Genomic DNA, 17358 nt, shown 5'->3' with positions numbered 1-17358 from the left:
GGTACTGTTTTCCTAATATGCTTGTGCATCAACTGCAGAAACACCCTGAATTTCATATATCTCGTTAACAACATCTGTTGTATACCTACTTCTATCTACAGATATTGTGATTGTCATTTCTACCATATTTCCTATTACCTTCATTTTATCCTCTGAGTGATGCTTTATTAGAATGGATTTTTCTTTAAGCTCTTTTAGAACTTCCCTGTTCTCTCTACCTTCTACCTTGATATAAACCCTTAGTTCTCTTTCCCTCAATACACTTGGACCATATATTTTCAGAATAAAAGGAACCAACTTTACACCTACCATTATTAATGTGATTGTAGCTACTGCTTCTAGATAAAATTCGGTCCCTACAGCAATTCCAATACCAACTGATGTCCATATCATTGCTGCAGTAGTCAAACCTGATACTACGTCATTTTTAATGAGAATAGCACCAGCTCCAATAAACCCAACTCCTGATACTATCTGTGCTGGTAATCTAAGAGGATCCATGGGTCTAATATACTGATCTGCTAGCGTTTCTGCACTTTCAAGCGAAATTACCGTTAATAAACAACTCGCTACAGTCAAAACCAAACTTGTTTTTAAACCCACCGGCTTTTTCTTAACTTCTCTTTCTAATCCAAAGATAGTACCTAGTAAAGCAGATATGAGTAATTTTATTATAGTTTCCATAAAGCATTCCATTCCCCTTAAAAATAAAAAACGCTTTTTGAGCGCTTTTTATCCGTCATTTCTTTAACATTTATGCAGTCTTTTCATCCTTATATAACTCAACACATTTTTCCAAAGTTGAAGCTTGATTTGTTTCCAAATACATTTCAAATTTGTCCAAAGTATCCACAGAGAGGTATTTTTCTTCTAGAATTGATAGATTGGTCAACTCAATCATCTTTTCATTTTTATCTCTCAACATCATATTTATATCTGACTCATGTTTTTGCATTTTTCTCTTTAACATTATTTTGTTCAACTTATTCGTCATTATTGTCCCTCGAATAAATAAAAATACTACAGGCGCAGCTAAGAATACTGTCCATGAGATAGTAGACAACGTAACAAATGCAGACAATAAAGAAACATTGAAAAATGTAGATAATAACCCAGACATCGGACTTTGAATCGGTTCAGAATGATAAAAATCAATCTTATCGTCTATATCTTCAATTTCTTTAACAAGCGTCTTAGAAGCCTTAACGTTTTTAAGAAGAATATTCTTTTTCACAAATTTCACCCCCATTGGTTTATTCATCAATGTGGTTTTTTAACCTTTAACAATTATCGAATAATATATAAAAAGTTAATAATATATTCACTCACAAAACCATAATACCATTCAGTTTATTTTTTTTATATGATAATATAATTTAAATCCACATTAGTAAGGGTGTAATAGATGAGCAAATTGGACGAACTAAAGCAATTAATCACAGAAGCATATCCAGACCTGCAAGAACGAAAAAGACAAAAATCTATTTACAGAAGCTTGCTTAGAGATAAGATTCATAAGGAAACACAAAATATCGATTCCAACGTGGTCAACAAGAATGGCTACGTCTTTAAGATCAAACCGCCCAATAAGATTTGGAAGTGGCGCAAAGACTTTTATGACTTACTTGAAGATGAGTCGAAATTACCTCTAGCTGTCAATGTATCAAAAAAACAAGAGTCAAGATTTGAAATAAGTCCCTATTCGATACCCAGCGGACATTTTTTGCAGCTATACCCAAAAAAACCGTCCGCACTTATATCAGAAAAGCAAGAAGCCTGTGATGCTAGGCTGTTAGAAATTCTAGTTAATAAAGATTTTGACGAAATCGTTAATTTATATAAGATTAACGAAATGAAATTACAAATCGCCGAAGATAAAATGACAAAATATAAATCAGAATTGCTTTCTGTTCTGGAGGATACAGGAGATTCTACATATAGCTTTGACGGTATCGGTACTTTCAAAATCAGGGACAGAGATCCTAGCTATGATATAGACTCAATGTTCTCTAACAAAATCATCAAAAGATTAGCATTTGCGTACAAGATGTCTAGTGACAATACTGCCACCCTTATAGACCTTTTTACAGATGATAAAATAACTTTCAATACCACTGAACCTTTCAAGTATGAAAGCCATATTATTACGGTGTATAAGAATAACCTATACTTTGATGGAGTACATATGGACTCTAACTTAAACTCCTTTGAACTTAAAAAAGGACAAAAAAAACAAGTAGAAACATTGTCTAACGATGGATACTCCTTTTTAAGTGGCACGGTTTCTGTAAGTGGCATGGAATTCTTTAGATGCTGCCCAATATCAGCTCAGAATGTTAACGAGTTAATTGATCTTGGTCTACTCCACCCCAAAGTTATGGAAATTTACCGCGTGATTGATGAAGAACGAGAAAAGATCGCAAAAGAAAAAAGGAAGTCTCAAGGGAAGTCAGAAGATGTATTTGAAATATTAACCGAAAGTGCAGAAGAAGACCGCAAAACCAGGCTATACCAACAGATGATCGAAAGGTCTGAAACAATGCGTTATCGAGAAGATACTGCGTTAAGAATGTAAAAAACGCATTTATTATACCACTACTTTACATGTACATAACACACATCAAACATACACATAACATATACTAAACATAAGAAGAAGGTAACGTTTACCGTTACCTTCTTCTCTTTCTCAAAACGCCTTTAAGCACAAACATCACGTTCGCTGGTCTTTCTGCCAATCTCCTCATAAAATAACCAAACCAATCTGTACCATAGGGAACATAAGCCCTAACCCTATACCCTTCTTTCAAAAGGTTTTCCTGGAGATCTTCTCTTATGCCATATAACATCTGAAATTCGTAATTCTCTTCACTGATCTTATTATCATTTACAAACCGTTTTATATGATTTATAACTTTCTCATCATGTGTAGCAATTGCAGTAAAGTTCCCATTTCGCAAATGGTTCTCTATCATCTGTACAAATTGCTTATCTACATCCTCTTTGTTTGGGAAAGCAACACTACTGCTTTCTTTGTAAGCACCCTTACAAATTCTCAAATTAGCTTTGTAACTATTCAAATGTCTCAAATCGTCTAAGCTTTTATAAAGATATGCTTGTACTACTAACCCGATGTTGTTTTCGTATAATGCATTTAATTGTTTATAAATGGAGATCGTCTTTTCATTTCTCGAATAATCCTCCATATCGATTCTGACAAATTGGTTATTCACTTTAGCTTTCTCCATTATGTATTTCATGTTCTCTAGACAAACTTCTTCAGATATATCTAACCCCAATTGTGTTAATTTCACAGACATACTTGCTCTTAAATTGTGATTTTTTATTGCGTCCAAAGTTTTCACGCAATGTTCTGTAGACTCCTTAGCCTCTACTTCTGAACTAACAAATTCACCTAAATGATCCAAAGTCACCAACAATCCGGAATCATTAAGAACTTTTACACGAGCTACAGTTTCCTGAATAGTTGCACCAGCAACGAATTTTTTAGCTCCAAATTTGAATCCATATTTCTTAGCCAACTGGATTGTATATTTGTTGCTAGATAAGAATAAAAAACTCTTCCTTAGTATCGCCTCCAAAGTACCACCCCACATTCTTTAATAACATGTTACTACCACTTTTGTGTAAGCCCTTTCATTTGTTTGCAAAATAGCACATTTTTTGTAAAAATCAATGATTTTCACAAGTTTGTAACCTAGTATCTGTTCTCAAGCATTACTTGCTATAAACCCTCTATTAAACTACACTGTTAAAAGTAAAAAAAGTAAAGGGGTATTACATTGGAGAATAATAAGATAACTAACCAACTACAAGAATTATTGAATACATATAAAATAGATGACTTAATTAGTTCAGAAACAAACCTTGTCCTGATTTTAGAAAGTCCTCACAAGAAAGAACTAGAGTTTTCTGCTCCAGTTAGTGGAACAGCAGGAACCGCAATGGCAAGAAAATTAGTTTCACCTGATACTAAAACTCCTCTAGGCAGATTGTTAAAATACGAATCAAACAAACATCCAGGAATCAAAAAACTAGGAATCATGAACATTTGCCAATTTCCAATGCAAAAATCAGCGCTTGACTCACTTAGCGACGCACACATCGAATTGTATAAAACTATTGAATATATCAGAACGCGTAATGAAAAAGACCATTTTAAAGAGTCTGAAAAAAAGGTGGTACAAGATTGGATATTAGAAAAATTCATTCAAAGGTTAGATACGCTATCAGGTAGAAAACTAACTTTTGTACCTTGTGGCAAATTTGCGCAAAAGTTTTGTCGCTTAGCAAATATAGACGACCCTGGTTGGGAATTTATCGATAACGTCCCTCACCCTTCCTACGGCTCTTGGAGTAAAGAAAAATACTTCAATGCTGTGAATAAAGTTATTGAAAAATATTCTGAAGGGTATTGAGAACACTTAGAACTCTTTTTTTCACTATTCATTTTTCGTGATATACATTTGAAAAGTGAGGTGAAAATTATGATCACTATTAAGTTAACTCCCCCGCCAACAGAAACCCAATCACATACAATCAAGAAGGTTATTTCCTATTATAGAGCCTCTTCATTTTACATTAGTGAAGGAATTTTCAAGGTTATGCCCAAGCACGACTTTAATTTCGCAAGCATGTTAGAGACCTTATCTTCTATAGGATTCACAATCTCAATACAAGAATTTAAAGAGACCAATTAGCGATAATTTGGTCTTTTTGTATTTTTAACAGGTTTTCACATTTTATTTGTGAACTAATTTATAAAAAGAGAGGTGTCTCATTTGAAGAAATACATTATTTCCTTTTTAGCAATTCTGTTAATATTGCCTTCTATTACGTCAGCATCAAATAAAGTTACAGTGCATGAACCTAAGATTAATTCTCACTCAGCAATTTTGATTAATTTAAATAACAATAAAGTTCTTTATGAAAAGAACATTGATGAGCAAGTCCCAATTGGAGAATTAACAAAAATCATGACTGCTCATATCATTTCCGAAGAGATACACAACGGCGAACTATCTTTGACGGACAAAGTAAAGATCAGTCATAAGGCATGGAGAACAGGAGGCAATAGAATGTTCCTAGAAGTAGGGACAGAATACACTTTAGAAGAGGTATTAAAAGGAATGATAATCTTATCTGGAAATGACGCTGCAGTTGCCTTAGCAGAACATTCTTCCGGAACAACTGAAAAATTCATAGAAAAAATGAACATAAAAGCTAATGACTTAGGAATGAAAAACACTGATTTTAAATCAGTAAATGGAACATCAACCAATGACGTATCTACTGCCAGTGATCTAAAGATCCTCTCTACATCGTATATTGAAAAGTTCCCTGACATACTTAAATTCCACACCTTAGAAAAGTACACTACAAAAACTAGAACTCATCCAATCACTCAAATGAATGAAAACCCTTTGGTTGGAACCTATAACAACTTAACAGGTCTTCATAGTGGTTACAAATCTGGATTTTGGAATATGATTGGTTCCTCAGAAAAGAATGGATTAAAACTACTTTCTGTAAATTTAAAAGCATCCAGCAATCTCAATCGTCAATATGACACGATGCGCTTGTTAAATTACGGTTATAAGTTATGGCAACCAGTAACCTTTGGCAAAGCAAACGATAAAGCAGAAAAAGTTCCTGTTTATAAATCTAGCAGCCATAAAAGCATAAACTTAATTTTAGAAAATGACTTAACAGCAATTGTGAATGTAAACAACATTGATAAGATTTCCACACAAAACATTGAGCTGCCTAATTATATTGAAGGCGGTGTCAAACAAGGTACAGTTGTGGGGAAACAGATAATTTCTCTTGATGGAAAAGTCCTAAAAGAAGTAAACATCATAACAAGCGAAACAACAGAAAAAGGAGACCTTGGAGACAAATTTTTCGGCATGTTCGGTATTATCGCGAATAACATTTTGAATTTCCTTACAGGTTTACTTTGAATCTAATGTCCGCTCATCCTGCGGACTTTTTTTCTTCTCGAAGATGGATTCTCTACATTTAAAAGAAGATATGTATGGAGGTGTAAATTATTGAAAAAGAAAAAGAATAATATCTCGCTTTTTATTTCGATCGTAACTGTTATTTTTGTTTGCATGATTGGACTATTTCTTCTTAAAACATATGAACCAGCAGTAACTTCTACTAATGCCGAAATTGATTACAGTAAACAACCTTCAATGGGAGAAGAAGATGCTTTAGTAAACGTAACGGAATTCGCAGATTTCAAATGCCCAGCTTGTGCATATTGGAAGCAAAGCGTGTTACCTCAACTTAAGAAGGATTTTATCGATACAGGTAAAGTCAAATTCCATTTCATGAACTATCCATTTCTAGGGGAAGATTCTTATACGGCAGCTTCTATGGGAGAGTTAATTTTCGACCAGTATGGTGACGAAAGTTTTTGGAAGTATGCTGATATTATTTACTCTAACCAAGGAAGTGAGCATTCTGATTGGGCTTCTTCTGACAAATTAGTTAAATTAATTGAGAAATACAACCTTGATATGGACACTACAACAATTCAAAAAGAATTTTCCCAAGAGAAATATACAACAGAAGTATCTACTGATAAGTCCTTTGGAAAAAGTATTGGTGTAAACAGCACCCCAACAATTTATATAAATGGCAGCAAAGTAAAAGACCCATTCAACTATGAAAAAATAAAAGAACACATTAATACACTAATTGAGGATAAATAAAATGAAGTTTAAGTTTATATTGTATTTCAGTTGGGCGATCTCGATAATCGCTACAACAGGCAGCTTGTTTTTTAGTGAGGTTTTGGGATATATTCCGTGCGAACTATGTTGGTATCAAAGAATTTCTATGTACCCATTAGTTTTAGTTTTAGGGATTGCTTCGTACAGAATGGACTCACAAATCATTTTTTACTCTCTTCCAATTAGCTTGATTGGATTGGGTATATCAATTTATCATTATTCACTTCAAAAAATCCCTTCAGTAAAACCATTTGAATCATGTTCTATTGGAGTTCCTTGTAATGGTGAATATATTAATTGGATGGGCTTTATAACAATCCCTTTCCTTTCCTTGATCGCATTCCTTTTGTTATCAATCCTTTTCTTTATCGCTTTACGAACCTCAAAAAAATAAAGAGAATGTCAGTGACATTCTCTTTATCTCTACTAGAACGACCCTCTCTCTTCAAAAACCTTAAAGGATATAAATTGCCATATTGCGCCAATCTTATCATATTCATCAAATCTCATTTCTTCCTCTTCATCCTTAGTAATATTCACATCAAAAGCTTCTGCCACTTCTTTAATAAATTGTTTCATATTTTCCTCATTCTCTTTAAATAGAACTTTATTTGCAAAAGAGATATTTTCAAAGTCATATTCTTCTTGAACTTTATCAAAAATGTGATCAAAAACCCTATGTCTAATTTCATCTAGGCTTATCGTTCTACACTTCTCTTCCCTTTTACGTTTCATTTCTTTTTGTTTTTTTATTTCGTTAAAATCAATTACTGTCGCCATGTCTATACCCTCCCGATATACCCTCTTCTAAGACTTTTCTTGCTTTTTTTAATCTAACATTAGGATTTTCGTCCTCAACCAACAACACATTAATAATTTCCTTCTTCAATATAAAGTAAGCCGGTTGTTTAGATTCAATAAAACGCTCGATTTCATAAGATGATATCTCATAGTAACGACCACCTTTTCCCCTACCTCCATTAACAACTCTTGCTGTTATATCACCACGTCTGATCCACCTCTGTAAAACTTGTTTAGACGAAGTGATCCCTAATTCACTTAATAGGGTTAAGACTTGTTCCGCCTTGAACCATTTCATATGAGTAACACCACTTTTACATGAAGTTCTTAATCTGGTTATAACTTTACTAGAGGTAAAGTTATAAATCAAACATTTACTAACCTAATAAATAAAAAAGCCCATAGCGAATACTATGGACTTCAAGTCATACAGCTACTGGCGCTTTAATAGAGTCATGGGGGTTGTAATCAGTTAATCTTATATCCTCTATTTCACATTCAAAAATGCTAGATATATTAGGACTTAATTCTAATATAGGCAGTTTTCGTGGTTCCCTATGTAATTGCGTCTCAACTTGTTCAACATGATTAGAATAAATATGAACATCTGCACCTGTATAAATCAATTCTCCTACTTCTAAGTCGCATTCAAGTGCAATGAGATGCGTTAGTAAGGCATAAGAGGCTAAATTGAAAGGCAGCCCGAGAAAAACGTCAGACGAGCGCATATTAAACATACAACTTAGTTTGCCATCAACCACATAAAATTGAAATGCATAATGGCAAGGAGGTAATTGCTGATCCTTTAATTCAGAAGCACTCCATGCGTTGCATATCAACCTTCGCGAATCTGGATTACGCTTAATTTCGTCTATAATATATTTTATTTGGTCGTATACTTGTCCATCCGCACCTGCCCATGAACGCCACTGCTTACCATAAACGTTTCCTAAATCCCCATAAGTCTTAGAAAACTCATCATCGTTCATTACTTTATCCTGGTATGTTTTCATTTGTTCCTTATAAATCTTATTAAATTCTTCGTCATCTTGACTACGAATACCAAAATTAGTCATATCTGGTCCATCATACTCTTCAGATTCGACCCATTTTTGGAAACCCCATTCATCCCAAATGTGATTATTATTTTTTAATAGGTACCTGAGGTTCGTATCACCTTTTAAGAACCACAATAATTCACTAATAATTAAACGAAAAGGAATACGTTTTGTGGTTAAAATCGGAAAACCTTCTTGTAGATCAAACCTCATTTGATAACCAAATGTACTAATCGTTCCTGTTCCAGTTCTATCTTCTTTTTTGGTACCAGTCTTTAAGATAAACCTACATAGGTCTAAATAAACTTTATCAGTTTGATTCATATTAAATCCCTCCTCTACCAAAATCCCTATCCAAAAACCGCTCATTTAGTCATTGTCTTCTCAACTAAAACAAACATCAAAATACTATATTACATATTAACATATGTTTTATTAAAATATATACCCGTCACGCTTCCTTCAAAGTATCATATTTTAAAGACTCAAGGGAAATTTGGTTTATAACAATCTCCTCTTCAAACCAAGACCTTGATAAATTCTGAGTTGAATTCTTATCACCACTAACATAAAATTTGTGGTCTGGCTTATAGTAAGATGGGTTAAAATTACCTTCAAGCATATTTAGTAACGTATCTACGGTCCCCTTCGATGGGTCGATTATTTCTACCTCTTCACCCAGAATATTTTTGATTTCGTTTTTGAATATAGGATAATGGGTGCAGCCTAACAATAAAGAATCTATCTTTTTAGTTTTAAACTCTTCGAAGTATATTCTCATACTTTTCTTATAAAGTTCGCTCTTGGTGTCACCGCATTCAATAAAACTTGCCAGAAGTGGTGTTGACCTATCATATACTTCTAATTCTCGATCAAAAATTTGAAGAGAACTCTTATGAACCTTTGAAGCTATTGTAGTCGTGGTCCCAATAACCCCCACTTTTTTATTTCTAGTAGAGCCCAGAAGTGCTTTCACTCCAGCTTCTACAACACCTATCACCGGTATATTGACTCTTTCTCTAACTTCTTCTAGAGCAACTACTGTAGCCGTATTACATGCAATAACTATCATCTTTAAATCAAATTCAGATATGAAATCCACCATTTCAAATGTGAATCTTTTTATCTCATCTATCGTCCTATCACCATAGGGACATCGATCCGTATCGCCAAAATATATGATTTCTTCATTTGGGAGCCTGCTCATAAGTTCTTTTACTACTGTTAATCCACCTATCCCCGAATCAATAACTCCGATCTTTTTCATTATTCTCACATCCCTTTTCCACCTCTTATTTTAATTTTTTTGAAATATAACCTCTAAAAAAGCACTTGGATATTTTCCAAGCGCTCAAAAAGTTAAATTGCTTTTGATTTATACAAACTGTAAACTTTATGATCGAATCCAAACAGTTGAATCGCAATTGCAGCTTCAACCTCTTTTAACTTCTGTTCAGAAAGTTCACCTATTTTCCCACACAATTGCATTTCAACATCAATTGCCATTATATGTTCCAATAATACTTGGGAAACTTCTAACTTGTTATTTTCATACAAGATTAGATCTTCTTTATTAAGATCTACATGGACGGGCAGAGCCTTATACTTTCTAGATAAAGGCGCAACACTGACTACAGGACTATGCTTATTACCTACATTATTTGAAATAATCACTACAGGTCTAATCCCGCTTTGAACACTTGAATCATTAAACTTACCAAGGTTAGCCCAATATACTTGCCCTCTCAAAATTTCATTATTCTTCATAGTTATGTACCTCCTACAGTTTTGCATGCTATTTATTCCGGTAGTAAAAGAATAATAGCATCATATTGAGGAACAGCAAGTTTTTTTATTTGCAAAAAAAGGGCAGCTAGAAGCTACCCTTTATTCATTGACTACCATACTTCCCTCTATGAAGTCGACAACGATTTTACCTGTAACGCCATCATCAATAATCTTATCTGCAATTCCATTTCTCATCTCATCAATTTTCCGCCTTAGAGAACGAGCTCCATTTTCTGGGTCATAACCCTTTTCCGCAAGATGTTCTACAAATGTCTCTGTGAATTCGATTTCTCTTTCATGATGCTCTAGCTGGTATTTCTGAATCTCTGTTAACAACTTAGCAGTTATGCCTTTCATATCTTCAGTTGATAGCCTATTAAAGACAAGTGTGTCATCGATACGATTAAGAAATTCAGGCTTAAACCTACCATTGTTTTTTAAGGATTTTAATACTTTGTCCTTTATAGTTACAGCTTCGTTTTGTTCCCCTGTAGAAAAACCAAGATTAGTGTTTTTCTGCTGATAAACTTCGCTACCAGCGTTACTTGTCATTAAGAATATAGCATTCTTTGCGTTAATGACCCTCCCCTTGGAATCTGTCACTCTACCATCTTCAAAAATCTGCAAGAATAAATTTAAGACATCGGGATGAGCTTTTTCAACTTCGTCCATTAGAACCAAACTATACGGCTTGAGTCTAAGAGCTTTAGTCAATTCACCCTCTTCATCATGCCCTATGTAACCTGGAGGCGAACCAATAAGTTTGGACACTGCATGCTTCTCCATACATTCACTCATGTCTATCCTGATCATGCTATCTTCCGAACCATATACTAGTTTTGCTACTGATTTTGCAAGTTCCGTTTTTCCAACACCTGTTGACCCTAAAAGCAAGCCTACATAATCAGGTCTTTTCGGATCCTTCAAACCAATCTTATTTCTTCTAATTGCCTTTGAGATACTCTTTACCGCTTCACCTTGTCCGATTACAAGTTCATTCAAATCACTTTCTAAAGTTCTTAACTTTTCCGTCTCTTCTTTTGAAAGTTCATTAACCGGAATACTTGTCCACTGACCAACAACACTTGCGATTTCTTCCTTAGTAATTTTAAAGTGATTTTTTAACCTTTCATCTTGCTGAATTAACAATTCACTCAGTCGAGAACGATATGTAGTTTCTATATCCTGTTCTTTTTTAGCCTTTTCGTAACTTTTTTCAAGAATAGCTCGTTCTTTCCTAGCGAAAGCCTCTTGAATTTTTCTTTCCATGTTTAGAACTTCCGATGGCTTCTCAAGTACAAATTGTTTTTTCATTGCACATGCTTCGTCAATCAAATCAACTGCCTTATCTGGAAGAAATCTATCAGCTATATATTTTTCAGACAACACAACAGCTGCGTCAATAGCCTCTTCAGTAATTTCGATACCATGATATGCTTCATATTTCTTCTTTAACCCTTGAAGTATTTTTACTGTTTCTTCCGTCTTTGGTTGATCAACTTGGATTGGCTGAAATCTCCTACTTAAAGCAGAATCTTTTTCCACATGCTTTCGATATTCATTTAATGTTGTTGCTCCTACTACCTGAAGTTCTCCACGAGCTAATGATGGTTTGAGGATATTAGAAGCATCAACCGCTCCTTCCGCTCCCCCTGCACCTATAATGGTATGGAATTCATCGATAAACAGAATAATATTCTTTTCTTCCATAACTTCTGAAATTACCTTTTTCATTCTATCTTCAAATTCCCCACGATACTTAGTTCCAGCTACCATATTAGCAATGTTAAGAGATATCACTCTTTTATTTTTCAATTCTTCAGACACTTCACCATCTACAATACGTTGCGCTAACCCCTCGACAATTGCTGTTTTACCTACACCAGGTTCCCCTAAAAAGATTGGGTTATTTTTACCTCTTCTGCTTAAGATTAGGGTTGCTCTATTAATTTCATTCGCTCTACCTATAACAGGATCTAGCTCGCCATTAGAAGCAGCTTCAGTCAAATCCTTACCAAATCCACCAGTAATGATTGTTAATTCCTTCTTAGGAGTGTTCGCATTAAGAGCTGGCAAGTTAGATGAATTGTTTTCATCCTTGTCTTTAAGTGAATTCATTAGACTCTCAATATATTCAAATCCCTTTTGATCAATAGGAGGAAACTCGCCTTTTTCCATCCCTCGGTGATAACACACTAAACAAAGACAAAGGTCTTTCTTTATGATCGGCGTAAAATCTAAAAGAGAATATCTTGTTTTACATACATCACAAATTTTAAGCTTTTGTTCCATAACACATACCCCCTATTCCGATTTCCATTTTCAAAGGAGTGATTCAATGGATATATTAATCGGATTTATTACTGCAATTTTTATTTTCTCTATTTACTATATCTCTGAAAACATTCAGATTAAGCGTTTTAATTATGTAGACTTACTATTCCTTCTAATAATTTTATTTTCCGCTTTTATTTATAAACCTTCTTCTAACATCGTAGTCTGGCTTATCATAAGCCCTCTGTTCTACTGTGGGTTAGATGACATCAAACAAAACGTTTTAAACGTATATATACCGGTATTAGTTTCTGTATTATTTCTCTTTTATCATCAAAACTTCTATATCCTTCTTTTCTCACTAGTCGCATTCGGTATATTCATGTTGATAGTGAAACTCACCAAGGAATCTTTTCTGGGCGAAGGAGATGTTTACTTTTATTTACCTATCTTTATGATATTAGGATATGAAAGTATTAGTGCACTCTACTTGAGTAGCATACTAGGCTTAATTGTCTATATGTTGATCTCAATTTTAAGAAGAACATCGTTTTCTTTCCCTTTTGTGCCTTCATTAATTATTGGATTGTTGATCGTTTTAAGTAATTGGTATGTGGACTATATTATATTTTATGGGACAATCTTTTCTCTTTTGTCCTACGTTATCTACATTAAAATTAAGTTGACACAAGCTAAAAAAGATATATAACTGGCTAATATATGGGAGGTGATTCTTTGTCCAAGGAATATAATTCGTTATCTGTATCTGAATCCGATAAGGGGAAGGTACTTATTAACGATGACGTGTTAAAGTTAGCTATTTTTGCTGCTACAAGCCAAGTAAACGGTGTATATGAAACGGAGAACAAGTTTATAGAGGCTTTAACAAATAAAAAGAAAGATATTTTTGTTGAAACTCATAATGGGAAAGCAGTCTGCAAATTGTCTATTACGGTTTATCACGGATATAATGTCATTACTGTATCTGAAAATGTACAAGATGCCATTATCGAGTCATTGAAGAAAGATTTTAATATAGAAAATGTTATTGCTCACGTTACCGTGAAAGGTCTAGCATTTAGAGAGAATGAAGAATAAATGATTTTAAATAAAGAAAAATAAAAAGAATGATCATTCTTTTTATTTTTCTTTATTTATTGTTTTTGTAAGATCTTTAATTTCTTTCTCCTTAAGAGCACTATTTACTTTGTCAGTTAGTCCATTGATTAATTCCTTATCTCTAATTTCATGAACTTCTGCTAATTTCACAAGTGATGAGTAATCTTTGGAAATGCTTATATTTAATAGCTCATCATAAACCTTTATTCTATGGCTGATAAGCTCAAGGTAACCTGTTTTTAACTTCGCATTGCTACTATAAACCTTCTTTTGTTTAAACTCTTCATATGTATTGAGTTGTATTTTACGTGCACTCCAAATCTCTTTTTCCACTTGATCAAATTTTACGTCATTTTCCTCAAATTCTTTGACTCTATCCATTAGTTTGGTATCTATTTCATTAGAAGCTTTCATCGCAAAAGAAGATTCATTAACAAATTGCATAGCTTTATCTTCTTTATTTTGTACACATCCAGTTAGGACAGATAAACACAATATAGCAATTACAAACGTTAGTTTTCTCATAAATGACCCCCTCATTTTGTTTTTTATAAAAAATAAATTAAAAAAGTCAATTTTTCTAAAAGGGTATTTTTCATTCCCTCAGCATAATGAATTGCACAATCATTATTTCAATTATTTGGAGGGAAAATTACAATGACAGAAGAAAGAAGTTATCCAACAGTTCTTAAAGTAAGTAAAGATTCCAAGGTGAACGCAGTTGCTGGTTCAATCGCAGCTATGGTTCGCGAGAAACAACACGTTGAAGTATCTGCTATTGGTGCAGCTGCAGTAAACCAAGCTGTAAAAGCACTTGCTACTGCTCGTGGTTATGTAGCTACTGATGGTCTTGACCTTTATTTTGTACCTGCATTCACGACTGTTACGATCGAAGATGCTGAACGTACTGCAATGAAGTTTATCGCAAAATACTAATCTCACATAGAGGTTTAATAAAAAAGAAGAGGACAAGAGGTCCTCTTCTTTTCTTATTGCTTAAATTCAATTATTCTTTTCCTTACTCTTCACCATCCAATTCTGATGCGTTTTGAACATCACCTTTAGTCACATCGTCTGGGATATTAATATCCCCTTCTGATTCGGTCTTTTCTTCTTTATCATGCAATTCTGTTTCCTCATTTTCCTTAGCAACTTCCATCTTTTTTAAATGTTGCGGAATATATGTATTTACCATTTCCGTGGCAAGATAACTAACTAATCTATCCTCATGACCCGTTAACTCAAGCATATATTCTTCATCGTAATGATCTAAGAACACATTCTTAACCAACTCTTCCGGATACTTAATGTCTTCAACAGGCAACCTAAGTGTATTAATGATGGTTTTCACAAGAGTGTTATGTTTTCCCTTAAGGAAAGTATGCTCTTGCCTCATATTACCCATAACCTTATTGTTTTCCTCAACTTGTTTTTGTAGATCATCGATTATTACTTCTCTTCTATCAAAAGCAGCCGCTTCTTCTTCTGAATATACATCATATAGCTTCATATATTTACTCCTCAGAAACGAACGATTTTTCCCCCTTATTATTGCCATCGATTGTTTATAATGTTGAGAAAATCCCTCAGTATTCCTATCATTGGCTTCTCCAGATTCATAGGAAATCTCTCCATCAGGAAACCTGCACATTACTGTGTAATAAAAACCCTTATCGTTATTTGAAGTAGGTTTATCATCTAAACGAATCTCCACCCACTCAGCTCCTACGTACTCTTGTAGTTTTAATACCCCTGTGTGATTTATAATGAACTTCCCATTCTTCGCATACCCATCCAATTCAGGATCAATGACTTCGCCTAATTTTTTCTTCTCTGTTTCTTCAAATTCACCATCCACCATATGACCTTTTCTTATATCTTTTTCTAATATCTTTAGTATGTTCTCATTAATCATAAACACCCTCCTCATTTTATAGGTTCATTTTAAATAATAATTTTAATAAATTACATATTTCCTTATAAGAATATATGAATTCATGATTGGTTTTTTTATACTGAACACAAATCGTGACGAGGAGGATGAAAATGGCACTTAACATATCTCAAACAAAAGAAGTGGTAAAAAAATATGCTGCATATCACTTAGAAAATTCCATTTCTAAATATCAACATGATGAAACCTTCCGTAAGCTAGTCGCAATGTTTTGGGGAACTTCTGGCGCAGGTAAAACTGAGGGTAGTGTACAAGCCGCTACAGAGTTAAATTTACCTGCAATTGATTTAAGATGGGCGCAAATCCCTCGGGAAGATGCCGGTATCCCTAAAGAAGAGAAAATTGAATATGATGAATTCGTTGAACGATTCTTAGTTTATGCAATGAATAAATTTTTCCCTACATATGAACGTGACGAAAAGGGACATAAGATTCCAAGAAAAGACGGAACAGGATATCGTATTAATTGGGAAAGAATCAGTGGATACATTTCAAACTATACCGACATTAAGGCTCATTATGAATCTTTGGGTTTAGATATCAACGAAGCCCCTGGAGGCATTATGATCAATGACGAAATAACTCGTGTAATGGATCCAGAAATGTTCCAGATGCTATTTCAGTTCTTTGAAAAGTACCAATTAAGAGATTATCATGTCCCAGAAGGAATAACATTGATCGCAGCAGCAAACCCACCTACTGATAACTACAATGTAGGAGTTTGGTTTTCTGACGATGCTTTTTCTGGTCGTTTTATACATTATCAAGTGATCCCCGAAGCACAAGATGCGATAACTCACTTCAGGAAATTAGGATTTGGAAGTAATATCACTGAGTTCTTTAATACATACGAAAACGCGCTAATTGATAAGGAAAAACTTCAAAAAGAGATGAAAGAATTTAAGCTTGATGAAATTGTTTCCCGACAACCTCGTAAAGCTCATATTCTACATTGCGCCATAAATTTAGTTGATTTCTCTGATGACCCTAAATTGGAATATCAAACCGTTGCAGGTATTATAGGTTCGAAATTTGCTGTGAAATGGCAGTCTTTCCAAGAAAACTTCGTGGAGAAGCCACCTACTGGAAGAGAAATTCTTGAAGAATATGACGAGTATGGAGATGGTTTAGAACCAATCGTTCAAAACCCCGAAAAAGCCGCATGGTCGGTTTCCATTCATTACGTAAATAGCGAGGGTGTAGAAGTAGATCCAGACTCTCTAAAGCCTAAATCTGAAGTAAGAATTAAAGTTCTTCAGTCTATTAAAGAAAATCGAACAGACATTATAGAAGAAGCTGCTAACAACCTAGTGGCATATCTTGAAAACGTTATACAGGAAGATGGCGGAGACGAATATATAAAAACAAACATAAATCGTCTTACTCGTTTTCTATTCGACCTGCCTCCAGGCACTAGAGCAGCCACCACCAAAAAAATATTAGACCAAGAAGACGAAATACATAACGCACTTAATGATGTTATTTCATACGACGATGTATATTTTTCTGCATTGAAAAAAGATAATCAAAAAGCAAAACAGCTTGAAGATTAATACCAAAAACCACATATCCCTTTGAGGACATGTGGTTTTTGTATAAG

At 34.1% G+C, this 17358-nt stretch carries 19 protein-coding genes; 8 read left to right on the top strand and 11 right to left on the bottom strand.

Annotation, left to right across the window (positions count from 1 at the left end; genetic code table 11):
* Positions 1 to 12 precede the first annotated feature (12 nt).
* Both ACXAEY_RS25490 and ACXAEY_RS25485 read right to left on the bottom strand, forming a co-directional pair.
* Positions 13 to 684, bottom strand: coding sequence for an MgtC/SapB family protein (locus tag ACXAEY_RS25490; protein WP_474816408.1), 672 nt, complete (start codon positions 682 to 684; stop codon positions 13 to 15).
* Between the two features lie 70 nt (positions 685 to 754).
* On the bottom strand, positions 755 to 1234 hold the full coding sequence (locus tag ACXAEY_RS25485) for a hypothetical protein (protein WP_474816407.1): 480 nt from the start codon (positions 1232 to 1234) through the stop codon (positions 755 to 757).
* Positions 1235 to 1405: 171 nt separating this feature from the next.
* Here ACXAEY_RS25485 and ACXAEY_RS25480 point away from each other — a divergent pair, with 171 nt between their 5' ends.
* Positions 1406 to 2575 (top strand): hypothetical protein, encoded by a 1170-nt coding sequence (locus tag ACXAEY_RS25480; RefSeq protein WP_474816405.1) that lies wholly within the window; start codon positions 1406 to 1408, stop codon positions 2573 to 2575.
* Positions 2576 to 2672: 97 nt separating this feature from the next.
* Here the strand turns inward: ACXAEY_RS25480 and ACXAEY_RS25475 are convergent, their stop codons facing one another.
* Positions 2673 to 3602, bottom strand: coding sequence for a proline dehydrogenase family protein (locus tag ACXAEY_RS25475; RefSeq protein WP_474816403.1), 930 nt, complete (start codon positions 3600 to 3602; stop codon positions 2673 to 2675).
* Between the two features lie 201 nt (positions 3603 to 3803).
* Between ACXAEY_RS25475 and ACXAEY_RS25470 the strand changes: the two genes are divergently transcribed.
* From ACXAEY_RS25470 to ACXAEY_RS25455, 4 genes are all read left to right on the top strand, one after another.
* A complete protein-coding gene (locus ACXAEY_RS25470) occupies positions 3804 to 4439 on the top strand; it encodes a hypothetical protein (RefSeq protein ID WP_474816401.1) in 636 nt (211 codons plus the stop codon).
* A gap of 363 nt (positions 4440 to 4802) precedes the next feature.
* Positions 4803 to 5984: a D-alanyl-D-alanine carboxypeptidase family protein gene (locus ACXAEY_RS25465; protein WP_474816398.1), complete on the top strand. Its 1182-nt coding sequence runs from the start codon at positions 4803 to 4805 to the stop codon at positions 5982 to 5984.
* A gap of 90 nt (positions 5985 to 6074) precedes the next feature.
* Positions 6075 to 6743 carry a thioredoxin domain-containing protein gene (locus ACXAEY_RS25460; RefSeq protein ID WP_474816396.1) on the top strand — a complete coding sequence of 223 codons (669 nt, stop codon included), beginning with the start codon at positions 6075 to 6077 and terminating at the stop codon, positions 6741 to 6743.
* A gap of 1 nt (position 6744) precedes the next feature.
* Positions 6745 to 7158, top strand: a complete 414-nt coding sequence (locus tag ACXAEY_RS25455) for a disulfide oxidoreductase (protein ID WP_474816395.1) — start codon at positions 6745 to 6747, stop codon at positions 7156 to 7158.
* Positions 7159 to 7190: 32 nt separating this feature from the next.
* On the opposite strand, the gene ACXAEY_RS25450 is transcribed toward ACXAEY_RS25455, so the two are convergent.
* The 6 genes from ACXAEY_RS25450 to ACXAEY_RS25425 all read right to left on the bottom strand — a co-directional run bounded on the left by ACXAEY_RS25450 (position 7191) and on the right by ACXAEY_RS25425 (position 12703).
* Complete coding sequence (locus tag ACXAEY_RS25450; protein WP_474816394.1) at positions 7191 to 7544, bottom strand: hypothetical protein; 354 nt, start codon at positions 7542 to 7544, stop codon at positions 7191 to 7193.
* A complete protein-coding gene (locus ACXAEY_RS25445; protein ID WP_474816392.1) occupies positions 7528 to 7863 on the bottom strand; it encodes a hypothetical protein in 336 nt (111 codons plus the stop codon). The genes ACXAEY_RS25450 and ACXAEY_RS25445 overlap by 17 nt, the downstream gene beginning before the upstream one ends.
* A 127-nt stretch (positions 7864 to 7990) precedes the next feature.
* Positions 7991 to 8947, bottom strand: coding sequence for a thymidylate synthase (locus tag ACXAEY_RS25440; RefSeq protein ID WP_474816390.1), 957 nt, complete (start codon positions 8945 to 8947; stop codon positions 7991 to 7993).
* Between the two features lie 127 nt (positions 8948 to 9074).
* Complete coding sequence (murI, locus tag ACXAEY_RS25435) at positions 9075 to 9890, bottom strand: glutamate racemase (RefSeq protein WP_474816388.1); 816 nt, start codon at positions 9888 to 9890, stop codon at positions 9075 to 9077.
* A gap of 92 nt (positions 9891 to 9982) precedes the next feature.
* A complete protein-coding gene (locus ACXAEY_RS25430; protein ID WP_474816386.1) occupies positions 9983 to 10390 on the bottom strand; it encodes a type II toxin-antitoxin system PemK/MazF family toxin in 408 nt (135 codons plus the stop codon).
* A 120-nt stretch (positions 10391 to 10510) separates the two neighbouring features.
* Positions 10511 to 12703 (bottom strand): ATP-dependent Clp protease ATP-binding subunit, encoded by a 2193-nt coding sequence (locus ACXAEY_RS25425; RefSeq protein WP_474816384.1) that lies wholly within the window; start codon positions 12701 to 12703, stop codon positions 10511 to 10513.
* Between the two features lie 717 nt (positions 12704 to 13420).
* Here ACXAEY_RS25425 and ACXAEY_RS25420 point away from each other — a divergent pair.
* Positions 13421 to 13783, top strand: coding sequence for an Asp23/Gls24 family envelope stress response protein (locus tag ACXAEY_RS25420; protein ID WP_474816382.1), 363 nt, complete (start codon positions 13421 to 13423; stop codon positions 13781 to 13783).
* 42 nt (positions 13784 to 13825) lie between these two features.
* On the opposite strand, the gene ACXAEY_RS25415 is transcribed toward ACXAEY_RS25420, so the two are convergent.
* Complete coding sequence (locus ACXAEY_RS25415; protein ID WP_474816380.1) at positions 13826 to 14329, bottom strand: hypothetical protein; 504 nt, start codon at positions 14327 to 14329, stop codon at positions 13826 to 13828.
* Between the two features lie 132 nt (positions 14330 to 14461).
* Here ACXAEY_RS25415 and ACXAEY_RS25410 point away from each other — a divergent pair, with 132 nt between their 5' ends.
* Positions 14462 to 14740, top strand: a complete 279-nt coding sequence (locus ACXAEY_RS25410; protein ID WP_474816378.1) for a stage V sporulation protein S — start codon at positions 14462 to 14464, stop codon at positions 14738 to 14740.
* Between the two features lie 82 nt (positions 14741 to 14822).
* Here the strand turns inward: ACXAEY_RS25410 and ACXAEY_RS25405 are convergent, their stop codons facing one another.
* The gene (locus ACXAEY_RS25405) at positions 14823 to 15719 is read right to left on the bottom strand and encodes a hypothetical protein (RefSeq protein ID WP_474816377.1); all 897 of its coding nucleotides are present in this window, start codon (positions 15717 to 15719) and stop codon (positions 14823 to 14825) included.
* 131 nt (positions 15720 to 15850) lie between these two features.
* On the opposite strand from ACXAEY_RS25405, the gene ACXAEY_RS25400 reads away from it, so the two are divergent.
* A complete protein-coding gene (locus tag ACXAEY_RS25400) occupies positions 15851 to 17311 on the top strand; it encodes a hypothetical protein (RefSeq protein ID WP_474816375.1) in 1461 nt (486 codons plus the stop codon).
* The last annotated feature ends 47 nt before the right edge of the window (positions 17312 to 17358 follow it).

The organism is Anaerobacillus sp. ABA4_114 (assembly GCF_056159065.1).
This window is presented reverse-complemented; position numbering and strand designations above follow the sequence as displayed.

Bases quoted from the DNA above. Each gene is read 5' to 3' on its own strand.
- ACXAEY_RS25490 (WP_474816408.1), bottom strand. From the start codon at position 684: ATGGAAACTATAATAAAATTACTCATATCTGCTTTACTAGGTACTATC.
- ACXAEY_RS25480 (WP_474816405.1), top strand. From the start codon at position 1,406: ATGAGCAAATTGGACGAACTAAAGCAATTAATCACAGAAGCATATCCA.
- ACXAEY_RS25455 (WP_474816395.1), top strand. From the start codon at position 6,745: ATGAAGTTTAAGTTTATATTGTATTTCAGTTGGGCGATCTCGATAATC.
- ACXAEY_RS25450 (WP_474816394.1), bottom strand. From the start codon at position 7,544: ATGGCGACAGTAATTGATTTTAACGAAATAAAAAAACAAAAAGAAATG.
- ACXAEY_RS25445 (WP_474816392.1), bottom strand. From the start codon at position 7,863: ATGAAATGGTTCAAGGCGGAACAAGTCTTAACCCTATTAAGTGAATTA.
- ACXAEY_RS25440 (WP_474816390.1), bottom strand. From the start codon at position 8,947: ATGAATCAAACTGATAAAGTTTATTTAGACCTATGTAGGTTTATCTTA.
- murI (WP_474816388.1), bottom strand. From the start codon at position 9,890: ATGAAAAAGATCGGAGTTATTGATTCGGGGATAGGTGGATTAACAGTA.
- ACXAEY_RS25430 (WP_474816386.1), bottom strand. From the start codon at position 10,390: ATGAAGAATAATGAAATTTTGAGAGGGCAAGTATATTGGGCTAACCTT.
- ACXAEY_RS25425 (WP_474816384.1), bottom strand. From the start codon at position 12,703: ATGGAACAAAAGCTTAAAATTTGTGATGTATGTAAAACAAGATATTCT.
- ACXAEY_RS25415 (WP_474816380.1), bottom strand. From the start codon at position 14,329: ATGAGAAAACTAACGTTTGTAATTGCTATATTGTGTTTATCTGTCCTA.
- ACXAEY_RS25410 (WP_474816378.1), top strand. From the start codon at position 14,462: ATGACAGAAGAAAGAAGTTATCCAACAGTTCTTAAAGTAAGTAAAGAT.
- ACXAEY_RS25405 (WP_474816377.1), bottom strand. From the start codon at position 15,719: ATGATTAATGAGAACATACTAAAGATATTAGAAAAAGATATAAGAAAA.
- ACXAEY_RS25400 (WP_474816375.1), top strand. From the start codon at position 15,851: ATGGCACTTAACATATCTCAAACAAAAGAAGTGGTAAAAAAATATGCT.